The organism is Klebsiella planticola, from assembly GCF_000783935.2.
Classification (GTDB): Bacteria; Pseudomonadota; Gammaproteobacteria; order Enterobacterales; family Enterobacteriaceae; genus Klebsiella; species Klebsiella planticola.
Map to the genome: position 1 here is coordinate 5385756 of NZ_CP026047.1, position 16733 is coordinate 5402488.

At 55.3% G+C, this 16733-nt stretch carries 18 protein-coding genes; 6 read left to right on the plus strand and 12 right to left on the minus strand.

Translation table 11 applies throughout. The features are described from left to right. Window positions 1–224: 224 nt before the first annotated feature. On the plus strand, window positions 225–1388 hold the full coding sequence (locus MC50_RS25940; RefSeq protein WP_032695360.1) for a dihydrodipicolinate synthase family protein: 1164 nt from the start codon (window positions 225–227) through the stop codon (window positions 1386–1388). Window positions 1389–1444: 56 nt separating this feature from the next. Here MC50_RS25940 and MC50_RS25945 read toward each other — a convergent pair whose 3' ends face one another. From MC50_RS25945 to MC50_RS25965, 5 genes are all read right to left on the minus strand, one after another. Continuing rightward, window positions 1445–2278 (minus strand): sugar phosphate isomerase/epimerase family protein, encoded by an 834-nt coding sequence (locus MC50_RS25945; protein ID WP_032695361.1) that lies wholly within the window; start codon window positions 2276–2278, stop codon window positions 1445–1447. 356 nt (window positions 2279–2634) lie between these two features. Then, window positions 2635–2973 carry a DUF1869 domain-containing protein gene (locus tag MC50_RS25950; protein WP_032686818.1) on the minus strand — a complete coding sequence of 113 codons (339 nt, stop codon included), beginning with the start codon at window positions 2971–2973 and terminating at the stop codon, window positions 2635–2637. Between the two features lie 10 nt (window positions 2974–2983). Continuing rightward, on the minus strand, window positions 2984–3316 hold the full coding sequence (locus MC50_RS25955; RefSeq protein ID WP_032686817.1) for a DUF1971 domain-containing protein: 333 nt from the start codon (window positions 3314–3316) through the stop codon (window positions 2984–2986). 209 nt (window positions 3317–3525) lie between these two features. After that, the gene (locus MC50_RS25960; protein WP_032686816.1) at window positions 3526–5448 is read right to left on the minus strand and encodes a putative bifunctional diguanylate cyclase/phosphodiesterase; all 1923 of its coding nucleotides are present in this window, start codon (window positions 5446–5448) and stop codon (window positions 3526–3528) included. A gap of 10 nt (window positions 5449–5458) precedes the next feature. Continuing rightward, a complete protein-coding gene (locus tag MC50_RS25965; RefSeq protein WP_004864483.1) occupies window positions 5459–5956 on the minus strand; it encodes a molybdopterin-dependent oxidoreductase in 498 nt (165 codons plus the stop codon). Window positions 5957–6247: 291 nt separating this feature from the next. Here MC50_RS25965 and shiA point away from each other — a divergent pair, with 291 nt between their 5' ends. Both shiA and MC50_RS25975 read left to right on the plus strand, forming a co-directional pair. Then, on the plus strand, window positions 6248–7570 hold the full coding sequence (gene shiA, locus MC50_RS25970; protein WP_047665295.1) for a shikimate transporter: 1323 nt from the start codon (window positions 6248–6250) through the stop codon (window positions 7568–7570). A gap of 44 nt (window positions 7571–7614) precedes the next feature. Then, on the plus strand, window positions 7615–8355 hold the full coding sequence (locus MC50_RS25975; protein WP_047665298.1) for a lipoyl protein ligase domain-containing protein: 741 nt from the start codon (window positions 7615–7617) through the stop codon (window positions 8353–8355). Here MC50_RS25975 and MC50_RS25980 read toward each other — a convergent pair. After that, entirely contained in the window at window positions 8348–9271 is a 924-nt protein-coding gene (locus MC50_RS25980; RefSeq protein WP_047665300.1) for a LysR family transcriptional regulator, read from the minus strand. The two genes, MC50_RS25975 and MC50_RS25980, sit on opposite strands and share 8 nt — an antisense overlap. A gap of 116 nt (window positions 9272–9387) precedes the next feature. Between MC50_RS25980 and MC50_RS25985 the strand changes: the two genes are divergently transcribed. Next, window positions 9388–9777: a tautomerase family protein gene (locus MC50_RS25985; protein ID WP_047665302.1), complete on the plus strand. Its 390-nt coding sequence runs from the start codon at window positions 9388–9390 to the stop codon at window positions 9775–9777. Between the two features lie 20 nt (window positions 9778–9797). On the opposite strand, the gene MC50_RS25990 is transcribed toward MC50_RS25985, so the two are convergent. After that, complete coding sequence (locus MC50_RS25990) at window positions 9798–10529, minus strand: HPP family protein (RefSeq protein WP_032686810.1); 732 nt, start codon at window positions 10527–10529, stop codon at window positions 9798–9800. 203 nt (window positions 10530–10732) lie between these two features. On the opposite strand from MC50_RS25990, the gene MC50_RS25995 reads away from it, so the two are divergent. After that, the gene (locus MC50_RS25995; protein WP_032686808.1) at window positions 10733–11842 is read left to right on the plus strand and encodes an adenosylhomocysteinase; all 1110 of its coding nucleotides are present in this window, start codon (window positions 10733–10735) and stop codon (window positions 11840–11842) included. 43 nt (window positions 11843–11885) lie between these two features. Here MC50_RS25995 and cobT read toward each other — a convergent pair whose 3' ends face one another. The 5 genes from cobT to dacD all read right to left on the minus strand — a co-directional run bounded on the left by cobT (window position 11886) and on the right by dacD (window position 16528). Continuing rightward, window positions 11886–12944, minus strand: coding sequence for a nicotinate-nucleotide--dimethylbenzimidazole phosphoribosyltransferase (gene cobT / locus MC50_RS26000; RefSeq protein ID WP_032699203.1), 1059 nt, complete (start codon window positions 12942–12944; stop codon window positions 11886–11888). Window positions 12945–13108: 164 nt separating this feature from the next. Beyond that, window positions 13109–13432, minus strand: coding sequence for a DUF496 family protein (locus tag MC50_RS26005; RefSeq protein WP_004864499.1), 324 nt, complete (start codon window positions 13430–13432; stop codon window positions 13109–13111). A gap of 168 nt (window positions 13433–13600) precedes the next feature. Beyond that, complete coding sequence (locus MC50_RS26010; RefSeq protein WP_004864501.1) at window positions 13601–14659, minus strand: FUSC family protein; 1059 nt, start codon at window positions 14657–14659, stop codon at window positions 13601–13603. Between the two features lie 112 nt (window positions 14660–14771). After that, complete coding sequence (gene sbmC, locus MC50_RS26015; RefSeq protein WP_032686806.1) at window positions 14772–15245, minus strand: DNA gyrase inhibitor SbmC; 474 nt, start codon at window positions 15243–15245, stop codon at window positions 14772–14774. A gap of 146 nt (window positions 15246–15391) precedes the next feature. Next, window positions 15392–16528, minus strand: coding sequence for a serine-type D-Ala-D-Ala carboxypeptidase DacD (gene dacD, locus MC50_RS26020; protein ID WP_228304853.1), 1137 nt, complete (start codon window positions 16526–16528; stop codon window positions 15392–15394). On the opposite strand from dacD, the gene MC50_RS28970 reads away from it, so the two are divergent. Continuing rightward, complete coding sequence (locus MC50_RS28970) at window positions 16458–16628, plus strand: hypothetical protein (protein WP_223306675.1); 171 nt, start codon at window positions 16458–16460, stop codon at window positions 16626–16628. The two genes, dacD and MC50_RS28970, sit on opposite strands and share 71 nt — an antisense overlap. Window positions 16629–16733 lie beyond the last annotated feature (105 nt).

Here is a 16733-nt window from a genome sequence, read left to right on the forward strand (position 1 = left end):
ACACATTAATTAAATAACCAGATAGTTACTACAATGGATAAATATGGTTGTCAATCCTGTTAAATAATTGTTGTTAACTAGGCGACAAATATTGCAATGACAGGCAGCGGCCAGCTCACCATTGGCTGCCCGGCTTATCACTTTAGCCGTGAGTATCTTGACTTTTCTGTGGGCAAAAAGTACACCTATAAGTAACTAAACAGATACTTAACTAAGGAGTCAGTATGCTTAACATTCACCTGCCTACCCTACAAGGGACTATCACCGATTATCAGCTGGTGACCACAGAAGAACGCCCGACGGTTATCACCCCCGCGTTTAACCGTATCGCCTATGCCGCCGCCCACGTGGTGATCGACCCGCAGCATCAGGGGGCGGACTGGCTGAACAATCCGCGCATAGACTGGGATTCGACGCTGGCCTATCGCCACCATCTCTGGCGCCTGGGGTTTAATATTGCCGAAGCAATGGACACCGCGCAGCGCGGGATGGGAGTAAGCTGGGAGATCGCCAAAGAGCTGATTATCCGCTCGCTGCAAGAGGCGCAAACCGTACCCGGTGCCGACCTTGCCGCCGGCGTGGGAACCGATCAGCTGGAGGCGGCCCACGCCACCACGCTGGAACAAGTTATCGCGGCCTATGAAGAGCAGATGGAACTGGTCGAAAAACATAACGGCAAAATCATTTTGATGGCCAGCCGGGCCTTAGCCAAAGTGGCCAAAACGCCGCAGGATTATCTTGCCGTCTATAACCGTCTGCTGGAACAGAGCCAGGATAAAATTATTCTCCACTGGCTGGGAGAGATGTTTGACCCGGCGCTAACCGGCTACTGGGGATCGACGGATTTTGCCGCCGCCGCGGATACCGTGCTTGAGATCATCGCCAACAACGTCGATAAAGTGGAAGGCATTAAGATTTCGCTGCTGAGTAAAGAAAAAGAGGTCGCCTTCCGTAAGCGTCTGCCTTCGCAGGTGAAAATGTACACCGGCGACGATTTCAACTATCCCGAACTGATTGCCGGAGAGGATGGCCATTACTCGCATGCGCTGTTAGGTATTTTCGACGCTATCGCCCCGGTTGCCGCCGCGGCGCTCAACGAACTGGCGCAGGGCAATAGCGGGGAATACTATCGTCTGATGAACCCCACTGTCGCCCTGTCGCGGGAAATCTTTAAAGCGCCGACGCAGTATTACAAAGCGGGCATTGTATTTCTGGCGTGGCTCAACGGCCACCAGAGCCATTTCTCGATGGCCGGCGGGATGCAGGCGGCACGCGAGATTAGCCACTATGCCGAGATTTTCCGCCTGGCGGACCAGGCCGGTCTGTTGCAAAACCCACAGTTGGCTACCCGGCGAATGAAAAATCTGCTGACGGTTTATGGCCTCTGAGGATTATAAGACGAGGCGTTGATTTCCCAGAGTAACCGCTCTGGGAACCCCCTCCCCTAGCCAAATTCGCGGTGGCGTTGCTTGCAGATGGCCAGCACCTCATCCGGATCCCGCTGCCACCAGTTGTTACTGGAGAAGATCTCCACTTCGTGCAGACCGGTGTAGCCCAGCGCCTCGATAGCCTGGCGATGGCTACGGATGTCGATAACTCCGTCCCCCATCATGCCGCGATCCAGCAGCATATCCGTAGTGGGCACTAACCAGTCGCAAATATGAAAAGCCAACAGCCGCTCGACGCCGGCCCGTTCAATCTGCTGCTGAAACTGCGGATCCCACCAGGTGTGATAGAGATCCACGGCGATACCCAGCCCCTCGTCGCCCAATTCGTCGCAAAGATCGTTGGCCTGGGCCAGAGTATTTACGCAGGCGCGCTCGGCGGCGTACATCGGATGCAGGGGCTCGATCGCCAGCGGCATGCCGAGCGGGCGCGCATAGTCCAGCAGCTCGCTCAGGCCATCGCGCACCTGCTGCCTGGCGGCGAGTAAATCTTTCGATCCCGCAGGCAGCCCTCCGACCACCAGCACCAGGCAGGGTGCGCCAAGCTCCAGCGCTTCGTCCACCGCCCGTCGGTTATCCAGCGCTTTTTCCCTGCGTTCCTCCGGGGTGCTACCGGGAAACATCCCGCCGCGGCAATAGCCGCTCAGCAGCAGGTCATGATGGCGGATAAGACGCGCAGACTCTTTTAGCCCCAGCGCCTGCACCTGATCGCGCCATGGCGCAATGCCACGGATCTCATGCCGGGCGCACCCTTCAATGATCTGATCAAGTTTCCATTTCTGCCGCACCGTGGCGGTATTGAGGGATAGTTTACGGCTGTCGGGTTGACTCATCTGTGTGACCTCAGTGTTTTATGCCTGAAAAACGTTAAACCAGATAAATTGAGCATCAACTTTCTCAACAAAGCATTATATAAATTAATATTTTGGGTAAATACGACGACAATCACATAACCAACTAGTTAGTTATATAAACAAACGGAGACGCGCATAAAAACGAGGGAACAGCAGGCGACGGGACCGTACCGGGAACATAAGCCTGTCGTACGAAAATCTATCCGAAGGAGCGTCAGATACGGCTTTTCAGATGACAGAGGTAAGCGCGGAAATGACAAGATCACCCGCTAAGATGGGCTGGCCGGTGAAGAAAGCAGACACCCAGGGTGTCTGCCCGATGTTTCGCGTGTAAACTACCAGCCGCAGACGTTGGTCTCTTCATCCGATTCATAACCGCGCACGATATTAATCAGATCTTTGACGGCATCGGCAGCCACGCCCGGCGCCTGCAGCTCATTCAGGGAGGCAAACTCTTTATCCACCGATACGCCATTATTATTATTGGTCACCGACAGCGTGAACCCCTTTCCCTGCGTATTGTCAGAGGACAGCGGGGCAACAAGTTCTGCCAGCGCCTGCTCAGCCATGGCGGGAATATATAGCGCCATCGGCTTCAAATAGACTTTCTCTTGCCTGTCATTATTGTTGCCGTTAGCAACAGCCAGGGAATAACCTCTATTTTCGTTGTTCATAGGTGCAGCCTTATCCCTCTATCAGAATTTGAGGATCGACATAAAAATCCACATTGAAGACGGTGTCTTCAGTCAATGCTTCAATTCGGTGCCATTTCTCCGGCGGAAATACGCCAAACTGTCCGGCTTCAATCGTCAGCGTTGCCACCGGCTGCGGGCTGGTCTCATCGGCATAGCCGTAATAGCGGATAGCCCCCTGCATCACAGCCAGACGGGGATAGACCCCCTGCCGCGTTCCTGCATCAAGATGCCGCTGCCAGATAGAGGCGGGCGCCGTCTCTTTCGTCCACAGGGGCGTGGTTCGCGTATGAACATAATGGGTGGGAATAATAATTCGCTGCATGATTCGGCCTCGCTTTCCGCACCCTTGCGTGCGGTGGGAACGGTGAAATATGTTGCATATGATATACCCCTTTTAATCACTGAGGGTATTATTTTTAAAGATGATAAGTTTCTACCCCTGTTAATACTCAATAAGGGTTAGTTTTTTTGAAATATAAGAATGGACGGACCTGTGAATCAGATCCGCGATAAGACAGGAGAGGCGATAATTTATTTAGCCGGTGTGTTCAGAGGGCCAGGTTTACCAATTAGATAACCCTGAACCAGATCGCAACCTAATTGTTGCAGCGAATGGAGTTGTTCTTCTGTTTCGACGCCTTCGGCGACAATACGCATATGTAAACTTTTCCCCATGCTGATGATCAGACGCACAATATCGAGATCGTCTTTTTGCAGAGGAATATTAATCACAAACGAGCGATCGATTTTTATCTTATCGAACGGGAAATAGCTCAGCCGCGACAATGACGAGTAGCCGGTACCAAAATCATCAATCGAAATCTGAATCCCGAGCTCACGCAGTTGGCTGAGGATCTCTAAGGAGCGGGTGTTTTCATTGAACACATCCGACTCGGTAATTTCCAGATCCAGACGATGCGGGTCGAGGCCGGTTTTTTTCAATACGCTGACAATCACATCGGTCAACGAACTGTTAATCAACTGAATAGGCGACACGTTTACCGAGACCTTAAGCGGCGATGACCAGCGCGCCGCCTCTTCGCAGGCGGTGCTGAGCACCCACTCGCCGAGGGCGTTTATCATGCCCGTTTTCTCGGCAATCGGAATGAAGGTGCTCGGCGGAACCACGCCGCGCACCGGATGGAACCAGCGCACCAGCGCTTCATAACCGTAAATTTCGCCGCTGACCGTGTCGGCTATCGGTTGGTAATAAACCCGGAATTCACCATTACCGAGCGCCTGCAGCAGGTCATCCTCAAACGATTTATTCTCCTGCAGACGTTGCAGCATGCCGGCACGGAAGACCTTGACGGTACCTGCGCCCTCTTTTTTCGCCTCATACAGCGCCAGATCGGCGCATTTATATAAATAATCGGTGCGCGTTTCGCGATCGGAAAGCACGATGCCGATGCAGGCATCAATGTTGATCATCGAGTCATAGATTTGATAGGGCTGGATGATTTTTTCCCGGATCACCATCGCCCGTTCCAGCGCCATCTCTTCGCTCAGGTCGCAGGAGATCAGGGCGAATTCATCGCCTCCCAGACGATAGAGCGTTTCCGCGGTTTTACGGAAAAACGACAGGCGGCTGGCCAGTTCCTGCAGCAGTTTATCGCCGGAATCGTGGCCCAGCGTATCGTTTACATCTTTAAAATTATCGAGGTCGAAAAGCATCACCACGGCACAGCCATCGTAAGGCCTGACCTGATTGACAATTTCCTGCAGCTTTTGCCAGAAGGAGAGCCGGTTAGGCATCCCGGTCAGCGAGTCATGGTAGGCATCGTACTGCAGACGGCGGTTTTGCACCTGCAGTTTCTCTTTTGACAGCTGCAGATCGTCGGCCAGCAGCTTCATTCGCACGTGGGCACGCCGCAGATTGTTATTCTGTCGCAGCATCAACAGCCCCAACGTGATACAGGTTGTAATCAACAGGATGGAGATAATTGAATAGATGTAATACAGATTCTGAATTTTATCGTGCGTATGATTAACAACGTCAATCCCCTGCACCAGCGAGGTGGAAGCAAGCGAGGTCATCGGGCCGTCAATCTCTCTCATCTTGCCTAACACCGCCTTAATCTGAGCAGGTGTCATTTTATCCAGCCCGCTATCGAGCTGCTGCAAAATAGCGATCAAACTATCGACGGTGGCCTGGCGCCCGGCATCTTTATGAATAAAATTCTTCAGTTCGCCCTGCTGCAACAGCTCTATCTGGCTCAACATAATATCGAGACGCAGACGTACCTGATCGCGGTCTGCGCTCTCCACGCCAAGTGCGAATGCGCCTAAACTCGACTCCAGCCGCATATACTCGGAAACTATCTGGGCGACTGACCAGGAGTCCGTATAGCGGGTTAATTTCTGTAACTCACTTTGCCGCTCATGCACCAGATACGTAATGTATCCGGTGATGATGAACAGCGACAAAATAATCCCGGTAAGTATTCGATTCAAGATCAAACCCTTACTCAATGATAATTTTTGAGACTTGCCACGCCGAACGGGAATAATAAACCTGGTTTTGCAGTTCAGGGCTGCTATCGTACGGATAAACAATAAATAAAGGGCCTTTATCGCGGATGTGCATATATTCGCCATTTAATTTTAGCGCGAGGATAACAGGGAACTGGCGAAAATCATCGAGCGGGACCATCGTCGTATAGTCGTTTAAGGCAATGACCTTGGCCGTCTTGCCCCTGGCACCGACTAAATCCATGAGTTTGCTAAGGGAAACGCCCTCAAAACGCACTTTTCCTGAGTACCAGGGCGTGGTGGTGACAATAGTCTCCATCCCCAGTTTTTCTAATGCCGCCAGGTCAAAAACCGCGGTATCGCCTGCATTTGTATTTCCAATCAAGCCGGAAATGGTTAAAACGGGCTTCCCCGTAGGGGCAGGCAGTTTTTCTGCAAAAGCATTAGGCAAAACCATAACACAAAATAAAACTGCGAAAAGTAGACGCATTTAGCTCACCATTCCGGAATTGGAGATAAGTTAATTGTAAACCATTAAGGTCAATTCTTAAAAGACGTCAGCAGCGGGTTGTGAGGTTCTCGATTAAAAATATTTTCTCTTTCCAGAACACTCTGAACCTTTGTTTACACCTGACGATAAAAAGCACATTTTTTGCCATTAAGGCAGCACTTTCGGTAAAAATCTTTTCTCTCATCCTGGAGCGCGGTAGTCTTTGTACTGACGCCGCTAAGACTGCGTCTCATTCCAATAATGATAAACACGGCAACAGACAGGACAGGTATGGACTCAACGCTTATTTCCTCCCGCCCCGGCAAGGAGACATGTTCACTCAATCGCGCCAGAAGAGCGGCCTGGGGCAGCTTTGCCGGCGCCGTGGTTGACTGGTACGATTTTTTACTCTACGGCATCACCGCCGCGCTGGTGTTTAACCGCGAATTTTTCCCGCAGATTAGCCCGGCAATGGGCACGCTGGCCGCCTTTGCCACTTTCGGCGTCGGCTTTCTGTTTCGTCCCCTCGGCGGCATTATCTTCGGTCATTTCGGCGATCGCCTTGGCCGCAAACGGATGCTGATGATGACCGTCTGGATGATGGGAATTGCGACCGCCTGCATTGGTCTGCTCCCTTCCTTCAACCAAATCGGCTGGTGGGCCCCCGTGCTGCTCGTCACCCTACGCGCTATTCAGGGCTTCGCCGTCGGCGGAGAATGGGGCGGTGCGGCGCTGCTGGCGGTAGAAAGTGCGCCCAAAAATAAAAAAGCCTTCTACAGCAGCGGGGTTCAGGTGGGTTACGGCGTTGGCCTGCTGCTTTCCACCGGCCTGGTCTCGCTGATCAGCGCGAACACCACTAACGAGCAGTTTCTCAGCTGGGGCTGGCGCCTGCCGTTCTTGTTCAGCGTGGTGCTGGTGTTAGTCGCGCTGTGGATCCGCAACGGCATGGCCGAATCTGCCGAGTTTGAACATCAGCAGCAGGAAGCGCAGCTAAAGACGGCCAAAAAGCGCCTGCCGGTCGTCGAGGCCCTGCTCCGTCACCCCGGCGCGTTTTTACTGATTATCGCCCTGCGTCTGTGCGAACTGCTGACCATGTATATTGTCACCGCCTTCGCCCTGAATTACTCAACGCAGAACCTCGGCCTGCCGCGTGAACTGTTCCTTAATATTGGTCTGCTGGTCGGCGGAATCAGCTGTCTGACAATCCCCTGCTTCGCCTGGCTTGCGGATCGCTTCGGCCGCCGGCGGATCTACATTACCGGTGCGCTCATCGGCACGCTCAGCGCGTTCCCGTTCTTTATGGCGCTGGAAAGCCAGTCGTACTTCTGGATCCTCTTTTTTGCCCTGATGCTGGCCAATATCGCCCATGATATGGTGGTTTGTGTTCAGCAACCGATGTTCACCGAGATGTTTGGCGCCAGCTATCGTTACAGCGGGGCCGGCGTCGGATATCAGGTCGCCAGCGTCATTGGCGGCGGCTTTACGCCATTTATTGCCGCGGCATTGGTCACCTTCTCCGGTGGCTCCTGGCACAGCGTGGCGGTTTACCTGACCGGCGGCTGTCTGCTCTCTGCCCTCACCGCCATGTTGATGAAAAAGAACCCTCACCCCTGATTGCACGGTGCGCGGCGGGAAACCGCCGTGAACATGGAGACCTTATGACTCAGGACAACCGCCCGGCCTGCTGGCCCGCACAGTTTCATCCCCAACCGCTACCGCTGCTCTATTGCCCTGATCCGACGCTGGCTGAGCAGCCGCTGTTTGAGCAAGCTCGCCGCGGCGAAGCGGTGGCGCAACTCTGGCAGGCTCCACAAGGACTGGTGGTGCCTGGCAGCTATCGTAAATTCAGTGAACTCAGTGCCGTCAGCGCGCTTTTTTCCCGCCGCGGCTGGCCGGTGTGGCTTCGCCGCTCCGGCGGTGGACTGGTCCCACAGGGCCCCGGGATTATCAATCTCAGCCTCGCCTGGCCGGTCACGCAACCGCTGGGCGAAGCGGCAGAACCTATCTATCTGCAGCTCTGCGGGCTACTTCAGCGCACGCTGGCGACGTTTGGCGTCGGGAGTCATTATCAGGCGGTGACGGGGTCATTTTGCGACGGCCGCTACAACCTGGCCTGCGGCGAGGGCGATCATGCCCGCAAAATTGTCGGTACAGCCCAGTACTGGCGGCCGCTGGCCGAGGATCGAGGACATGTGGTCCTTGCTCATGCGGTGATTTTAGTGGATACCGATCTGATCGGCGCACATCAGGCCGCGAACGATTTTGAAGCCCACCTCAACAGTGGCCGGGTCTATCGTACTGATAAGACCGTGACGCTGGCGCAGCTGCTGCCCGGTGAAACAGACTTACTTCCCCGCTTTCACCAGGCGTTGACGGAACAGCTGGCGCTTTTCAGCTGAAGGTATGCTTCAAATAGTGGCTGAATGTCTCTACCGCACGTGACACGCGCGGTGCATAGGGCCGAATGACGTACAGCTGTGGCGCGAAAACCTCAACCGGCCGCCAGCCTGGAAGTAACTCCTGCACCAGCCCGCGGCCGATGGCCTCCCGGGCGCTGAAATCAGGCAGCAGCGCAATACCCAGCCCTGCCAGCACCGCATCACGCAGCGATTCGCTGTTGTTGGTGGCGAAGGGGCCATGAACCTTGACACTCACCCGTTCGGCCGGTTGCTCGCGGGACTCAAACGTCCACTGCGGGCTTTGCGCCCCGCGCGGATAGGTCAGACACTGATGATGGCGCAACGTCTCCGGGGAGTCCGGACGACCAAAACGGCGGATATACTCTGCCGAGGCGACGATCAGCGTCGCCGTACTGCACAGCGGCCAGGCCACGTGGGTCTCCGGCAATGCTTCGCGGCGGCAGTGACGAATCGCCACGTCAAATCCCTCGCTGGCCAGCGATACCAGCCGGTCGGTCACCTCCAGCTGCAGTTGAAGCTGCGGATGCTGGTGCAAAAATGGCGTAATCGCCGGGACCAGCTGTTGACGGGAAAAGGCGACCGGCGCCGTGACCCGTAGCGTTCCCCGCAGCGGTCCGCCTTCATCACAGGTACCGGCGAAAATATCGCGCAGCTGCCCGAAAGGTTCGTTCAGCTCCGCCACCAGCCGCAGGCCATCCTCGCTGAGCGTCACATTCCGCGTGGTGCGATGCACCAGCTTTTTGCCGGTGATCCGTTCCAGCTCGCTAATTTTCTGACTGATCGCCGACTTGCTGACCGCCAGTTTTTCCGCCGCGCGGGTATAGCTTTTTTGCTCTTCCAGCACCGTCAGCCAGTACAGATGGGTCCAGTAACTCTCCGGGCGAATTTCACTCATCTCGATTGTTCACCTGTATAAACAATGAATTCCACTATAGCGGTTTTTGCCCGGCAGAACATGGATTAGCATCGCGGAAGTCAGCTTATCCACCCTGGAAGTAAGGAGTACCTGCCATGCCGTTACTGATATTTGATGTGATTGAAGGTCGTAGCGAACACGAACTTACCACCCTGCTGGATGCCGCACATCGCGCGGTTATTCATGCGTTTAAGGTGCCGGAGCGCGATCGCTACCAGATTGTTCACGAAAACAAAGCTCACCATATGGTGATTGAGGATACCGGACTGGGATTCACGCGCAGCAACAAGCTGCTGGTCGTGCGGGTGTACACCAGCCCGCGTAGCGAAGAACAAAAGCAGCTCTTCTACGCCACCCTGCTCGCTGAGCTGCAGGAACATTGCGGACTGAGCGCTGATGACCTGATGATTTCCGTGATCGGTAACCAGAAAGGCGACTGGAGTTTTGGCCGCGGCGTCGCCCAATATATGACCGGAGAGCTTTAACCTTCCCGGGCCCCGTGCCGTTATGCCTTCGGCGCGGCGGCCATCCGCATCCGTGCCTTTTGCTCGATATTTTCCAGCAGTTCCTGCACGTCATCCTCATCAATATCAAGGAACTGACCGTCGAGTAACGCGGCATGAATATCTTCACGAGTCACCGGTAGCCCCAGCGGCACCACTTTGGGCTTAACCTCTTCAGCCGCCAAAGAGTGGGGATAGCGGCGCCCGACCAGGTTGTTGAAGATGATTGCCAGTAGCGCCAGCATCGCTGAATTTAGCAGTACCGGCGTCAGCACAAAGTGGTATCCCGCGCTGTGAACCCCCGCTCCGCCGAGGATCGCCGTCAGCGCAACGGCGCCGCCGGGCGGATGCAGACAGCGCAGAAAATACATGGCGGCGATGGCCAGTCCGGCTGCCAGACCGCAGGCCAGGGCAAGCTGAGGCACCCACATCCCGACAGTAACACCGATCAACGCCGAAACCACGTTGCCCCCGACGATTGACCACGGCTGCGCCAACGGACTGCTTGGCACGCCGAACAGCAAGACCGCAGAGGCTCCCATCGGCGCAATAAACCACAGATTCATCTCACCCAGCAGCCAGTGACTGAACATGCTGGTGACGGCCAGCCCCGTACCGGCACCTATCGAACCGAGGAGGATATGTTTTCTGGCAACGGGCAGAGCATGCGGCTTTAATCGCCCAAGAAAAATGCGGACCCGCGAAAACAGTGCGGTCGGTAAAACGCTTAACATCGAATGACTCACTCACGTCATATAAATTACTTATATTTTATTTTCATTTTTTAACCATATTTTAACAACCATATCTTTCGCAGGGCTACTTCCCCCCCACTGAATTTAGCGATACGCCGCCGTTATGCGATCCCGGAACACTACGTTAGAATCATTTCCCCACCGGGATTTAACCCACTCTACGGATTGAAGGTCACAATACAGTGAATAATAAGACAAATTTAGTGAAAGACGTGGCATGGGCCAGCCAGAATATGCCGCGCACGCTGCGTCAGGTCGCCGCCCTTCCCGATCTGAGCCATGTCCGACTGGCCTGCTGCATGCATCTGGATATGAAAATGATCCCGCTGGTGCAGGGGATACTGGAGAAAGGGGCGCAAGTCTTTCTGACCACCTGTAACCCCACCACCGTTCAGGACGACGTTGTCGCCTGGCTGGTAGAGCGCGGCGCACAAGCCTGCGCCTGGCGCGACATGAGCGATGCCGACTGGCAGCACTCCTGGGAAAAAGCGATCGCCTGGGGCCCGACCCATCTGTGTGAAATGGGCGCCGATATCACCACTCTGCTGCACCAGCGCGGCGAATTTGGCAACATCGTCGCCGGTCTGGAAGCAACTGGCTCCGGCGTCAGCCGCCTGGGCGATATTCGTCCCGGCTACCCTATCTTTAACTGGGACGATCTCCCGGTTAAAGAGGGACTGCATAACCGCCATATGGTGGGTCTTACGGCCTGGCATACCTTCTTCCAGACGACTCATCTGACGCTGCATGAGAAGAAAGTGCTGGTCATTGGCTACGGTCTGGTGGGACAAGGCGTTGCCGCGGCAGCAAAAGCCTTTGGCGGACAGGTGATGGTGGCAGAGATCGATCCCGCCCGTCGCCTGCAGGCGGCCTATGATGGCTGGCATGTTGTTGATTTACAGGATGCCATCGCCTCGGCAGATGTGGTCGCCACGGCAACCGGTGCGAAGAAAGTGGTCAATAGCACGGCGCTGGATAACGCCAAAGATGGCGTATTTATTCTCAATGTCGGCCACGTTGCGGAAGAGATTGACTGCGGCTACCTGCGTCAGTTCAGCCACGATGAGGTGATGCCGTATATTAATGCGTACCGGATGGGCGATAAAACCGTCTACCTGATGGCCAACGGCTCAATGCTGAATCTGACCGCGGGATTTGGTGACAGCCTCAACGCCTTTGACGTGACTCTGGCCGTCATGGCCAGCGGGATTCATCACATCGTAACGGACGGCATGAACGCGGAAGCGAATGTCTATCTGCTGCCGCAAAGCGTATGGCAAAACGCGCTGTAAATCCGCAAAGATTCAGGGCGACGGCCGTCGCCCTGAGACCGGCTTAGCGGCTTTCCGGCAGGACGATATTACTCTCCGCCAGCGTCCCCATTTCGTTAAATACCGTGCACGCCGCCTGCACAAGATGCATCGCCAGCGCGGCGCCGCTCCCCTCTCCCAGCCGCATATCCATATCCAGATAGGGCTTCAGCTGCAGATGTTCCAGCGCAATACGCGCCCCTTTTTCCGCCGACAGATGTGAAGGGATCAGATATGAATGCACGCCAGGAGCCAGACGACAGGCTGCCAGGGCGGAGGCATAGGAGAGGAAACCGTCCAGCACAACCGGCAGTCCGCAGGAGGCAGCGCCCAGCATCACGCCGGTCATCCCCACCAAATCAAATCCGCCGACTTTCGCCAGCACGTCCAGGCCATCGTCTGCCTGCGGCTGATTCACAGCAATTGCCCGGCGGACGACATCGGCTTTGTGTCCCAGCTGCGATACCGGCAGGTTAGCGCCGATGCCCACCACATCCTGCGCATCGTTACCGGTAAGCACGCTGACGACCGCCGCCGCAGGCGTGGTGTTCGCCATCCCCAGTTCACCAACGCCGAACACGCGTACGCCCTGCGCCGCCAGTTCTCGCGTATAGCGAATGCTGGCCAGCAGCAGCGCCGTTGCCTGTTCCCGGCTCATTGCCGCCGTCCGGGCAATATTGCCGCTGCCGCGCGCCACTTTCATATCCACCAGACCAGCGATCGGATCCGCGTCGATACCGGCATCGACCACATGCACCTGCGCGCCCGCCTGGGCCGCCAGTACGCAGACGCCGGTATTTTTGCGGGTCATGTTTATCGCCTGAATCGCCGTGACGGCCTGCGGCGAGATCGCCACCCCTTCGTGCCAGACGCCGTGATCGGCGCACATCACCACAATGGCTTTTTCCGCCAGCTGCAGCTGTCCCCGCAGCCCCGGCATTCCGGCCAGCTGGACTGCCAGCGCCTCCAGTCGCCCCAGGCTGCCCGGTGGTTTTAATAAACCATCCAGATGTTGTTGCGCCTGAGCCATCGCCGCGCGGTCCGGCAGCGGAATGTCGGCGATCAAGGCCGAAAGATTGTCCATCATGTTCCTCGTAGCACTTTCAGGTGATTTGCCATAGCCCGTTGTGAACGCGGTCGCGCATGAAAACTGGCGTGACGCCGCGGTTCGCCGCCGGGAGAAGGAGATAAATCAGAGAGGGGATAATTCCCGACGGCGAGAGCCGCCGCCGGGCAGGTACGATGCGATTACTCTTCGACCTTCGCTTCGCCCATGACTTTCAGCTTTTTGGAAATGTCACGACGTTCTTTCGACAGTTCGGCATTTTTGATGATGTAGTCATCAACACGATCTTCGTAATCGCTTTTCATGCTGGCGATGATGCCCTGAATAGCTTCAACGCTCATGCCCGGTTTGATGTAGTCACTGAGGTTGTCCAGCAGCAGTACGCGCTTCTGGTTATCACGGATCTTTTTCTCAACGTCCTGAATTTCACGCTGCAATTTGTTCTTACGACGATACAGACGAACAAACTCCAGTACGTCCTGGAAAGAAGGCTTAGTTGTTTCCATTTTTACACCCCTAATATTTGAGATTCGGATTCGCTAAAGCGACTGCTATATAGGGCTAACATAACTGTTAGCAGCCGCGGATGACAATGTTTTTTCCTTTACGTTTATCATAACCCTAAATGCTGCTGAATCGAAGCAACCTGTGGGCAAATTGCGCGCATCTGGTTTTTATTTACGCAAAGCCCGGCAGATTAAATTCGACAGCAGTTCAAGCTGGCGCGCCAGTTCTATCGTCAGCCAGACGTAGCCGTGGATCGGGGTTTCCGCCAGGCTATCTCCCTGGTGCTCTTTCATGAGTTCGCGCAGTTCGGCGACGATATCATTGAGTTTTTCCGTGTTGGCGCGAATCGGCTGTGGATTACCTTCATACAGCGCATGCGCAATCGTCAGCAGCGTTTGCTGGGTCATCTGCTGGGTCTCACGCAGCGTGTGGGCGTTCAGCATCACAAAATGACCGGGACGCGAGCTCCAGTATGCATTGATCTGCAGTTCCAGCATGCAGACCAGGTTACGACTCACGGTTTGAATGGCTTCAAAAATGGCTTTCTGGATATGGGTTTCTTTACTCGCCGGGGTAATCAGCCCGCGCATCTTCACCACATCGTTAAGCACTTTTTGCAGATGTTTTTCCAGCCGCGGTCTTTCCACCAGATTAGGGGAGAACCCGGCCTGATAAAGCCGGTTGAAGGCGGTGACGTAATTTGCCATCTGGATTCGCCAGTGCAAGAACGCCCGCTGCGGCCAGATGCCGGTGAACAGCATGGCCAGCAGGGAACCAAAGATAACATCGCCGCTTCGCCATAGCGCGGTGTGCATATCGCCAGGCGGCGCGCCCACCACCACCGCCAGCGTAATGCCGATGAGCAGCGCCTGGTACGGTTTTTTCCCTAACGCCAGCCAGCCGCAGAGGAACATCGCCACCGCGCACCACAGCACCATGACGGGTAAGGAGATAAGCTCAAGCTTTAACGCCACCAGCCCGAGTGCCGAGCCGAGGATAGTGCCGCCGATACGCTCGAAGGCACGCGGCACCACGTTGCCCCAGAACGAAATCGGCCCCATCACCACCACCAGGGTGATCAGAGGCCACGTCCCTTCCGGTACATTCAGCAAACGAACCAGTAAAAAAGTGAGGACAAAGGCCAAAGCAATTCGAATGCCATGCACCACGCGATAGTGGCGATACAGACGGATTTCGAAAGGCTTAAGTGATTTATCAGCGCGCACAGACCTCTCCAGCAAGCAAACGGCGGCAGGAAGCAAAGGCCAATTGTAACTGCTTTTTCAATGTAAGCAGTACGCTAATGTAAAAAACCTTGTCCACTGCGGGGGTAAACGCTTATTTCACCACCCGTTCGACCGCGACATACATTTCGATGTCCCAGTAACCGTCCTGATTGCCGTCGTTGAGATAGACCTCAAAACAGGGTTTTTCCGCCAGCTGATACTCTTTGCTCTGCATCAGGCTATTGAAGAACGCCAGCCACGGCGTCGAGAAGTCGTGATTCTCCACCCGCGCGCTGGCGACTGCATACTCTCCCCCGGCAATCTCAGTGAGAATGACCCCTTCGCTGTTGGGTGGAATGACGAAATCGTCTGCCACGGTGACCACCGTATCGCAGCGCAGCTTCTCCGCTGGAACCCGATCGGGATTGTCATAGTAAACGGCTACCCACTCCTGTGCCGGAATCTGACGGCCGCTGACCCATGCCATGAGCTGCTCAAACCCCTGTTTAACGGTCTGATCCCAGGGTCCCACCATATGAAAACCGGCAATGGTACGTTTGCCGACGGACTTCACGCTGTAGTTCATATTGCCTCCACCAGTGATAACAACTGTATAAATGTACATATACTGTAGCCAGGTGATGCACATCAGTATGTGCGCTGATTCACAGAGTGGCCAATGGAGGGGAGCGAAAAATGAGCCAAAAAAACGCCCCGTGCGGGGCGTGGCGGTTACAGCACGTGATGCAGATAATCGCTCATCCGCGAGAACACCCCGCCCTTGCCGACGCTTTCCAGCGTCACCAGCGGCCAGTGCGCGACCACTTTGTCGCCGTCATAGAGTGAGATTTCCCCGACCCGTTGATTTGCGGCAATGGGCGCCTCGAGATCTTTTTTGTCCAGCACGTACCTGGCTTTAATACGCGGCACTTCCGACTTCGGCAGCGCCAGCCAGAAATCCTGATCGGTGCCCAGCTGGATTTGTTCTTTATCACCGTACCAGATACGTTCGCTGCCGACCTTTTTGCCCTTTTGCAGCACCTGAACGGTGTCGAAATTTTGCTGACCCCAGTGCAGTAGTTTTGCCGCCTGCTGTTCGCGCCCTTTCGGGCTATCGGCGCCCATCACTACGGCAATCAGGCGCCGCTGGCCGTCCACTGCGGAGGCAATCAGGTTAAAGCCGGCGCCGGAGGTATGCCCGGTCTTTAATCCATCAACATTCATGGTCTTATCCCACAGCAGCCCGTTGCGGTTTTGCTGGGTAATCCCGTTCCACGTCAGACTTTTTTGGCTGTACATGTGATAAACGTCAGGCTCGCCGTGAATGATAGCCCGCGACAGCACCGCCAGATCGTACGCCGAGCTGTGTTGGCCCGGCGCATCCAGGCCATGCACGGTTTCAAAGTGGGTATCCTGCAGATGCAGTTTTTTTACGTACTCGTTCATCATCGCCACGAACTGCGGCTGGCCGCCCGCGACATAATCAGCCAGCGCCACGCAGGCATCATTGCCGGAGTCGACGATGAGGCCGCGGCTTAAATCACGTACGCTGACCCGATCGCCGGCCTTAAGGAACATCAGCGACGAGCCGTCGAAGACAGGGTTGCCTTTCGCCCAGGCGTCGCGGCCGACGGTCACCATATCGTCAAAGGAGATGCGATGGCTGTCGATGGCGCGATCGACGACGTATCCGGTCATGAGTTTGGTCAGGCTGGCAGGGTTGCGCTGCTGGTGTTCATTACCCGCAGTCAGGATCTGCCCGGTCGTGTAATCCATCAGTACCCAGGAGCCCGCCTGAATGGACGGTGGCGGCACGGTGACGGGGAAATCATTGGCAGCAAATGCGCAAGAAACGCTCGAAGCGAGCAAAGTTACAGCAATAAAAAAACGGCCTTTCAACGGCATATCCTCTAAATTGACAGATTCGCCGTCCTTTTTACGGAAGTTCTCCTTTCAAATCAGGGTTTAATTGCAAGAAAATATGACACGGCGGAAGCGCCGCGCAGCCAACGCCCTTCTGATGCCCAGGTAAATCGTTTACCATAACGGGTGCCAGCCACCATGGAAAATGAAC

Excerpts from the sequence above, each read along its gene's own strand:
- MC50_RS25940 (WP_032695360.1), top strand. The coding sequence starts at position 225 with ATGCTTAACATTCACCTGCCTACCCTACAAGGGACTATCACCGATTAT.
- MC50_RS25945 (WP_032695361.1), bottom strand. The coding sequence starts at position 2,278 with ATGAGTCAACCCGACAGCCGTAAACTATCCCTCAATACCGCCACGGTG.
- MC50_RS25950 (WP_032686818.1), bottom strand. The coding sequence starts at position 2,973 with ATGAACAACGAAAATAGAGGTTATTCCCTGGCTGTTGCTAACGGCAAC.
- MC50_RS25955 (WP_032686817.1), bottom strand. The coding sequence starts at position 3,316 with ATGCAGCGAATTATTATTCCCACCCATTATGTTCATACGCGAACCACG.
- MC50_RS25965 (WP_004864483.1), bottom strand. The coding sequence starts at position 5,956 with ATGCGTCTACTTTTCGCAGTTTTATTTTGTGTTATGGTTTTGCCTAAT.
- shiA (WP_047665295.1), top strand. The coding sequence starts at position 6,248 with ATGGACTCAACGCTTATTTCCTCCCGCCCCGGCAAGGAGACATGTTCA.
- MC50_RS25975 (WP_047665298.1), top strand. The coding sequence starts at position 7,615 with ATGACTCAGGACAACCGCCCGGCCTGCTGGCCCGCACAGTTTCATCCC.
- MC50_RS25980 (WP_047665300.1), bottom strand. The coding sequence starts at position 9,271 with ATGAGTGAAATTCGCCCGGAGAGTTACTGGACCCATCTGTACTGGCTG.
- MC50_RS25985 (WP_047665302.1), top strand. The coding sequence starts at position 9,388 with ATGCCGTTACTGATATTTGATGTGATTGAAGGTCGTAGCGAACACGAA.
- MC50_RS25990 (WP_032686810.1), bottom strand. The coding sequence starts at position 10,529 with ATGTTAAGCGTTTTACCGACCGCACTGTTTTCGCGGGTCCGCATTTTT.
- cobT (WP_032699203.1), bottom strand. The coding sequence starts at position 12,944 with ATGGACAATCTTTCGGCCTTGATCGCCGACATTCCGCTGCCGGACCGC.
- MC50_RS26005 (WP_004864499.1), bottom strand. The coding sequence starts at position 13,432 with ATGGAAACAACTAAGCCTTCTTTCCAGGACGTACTGGAGTTTGTTCGT.
- sbmC (WP_032686806.1), bottom strand. The coding sequence starts at position 15,245 with ATGAACTACAGCGTGAAGTCCGTCGGCAAACGTACCATTGCCGGTTTT.
- MC50_RS28970 (WP_223306675.1), top strand. The coding sequence starts at position 16,458 with ATGGACGGTGGCGGCACGGTGACGGGGAAATCATTGGCAGCAAATGCG.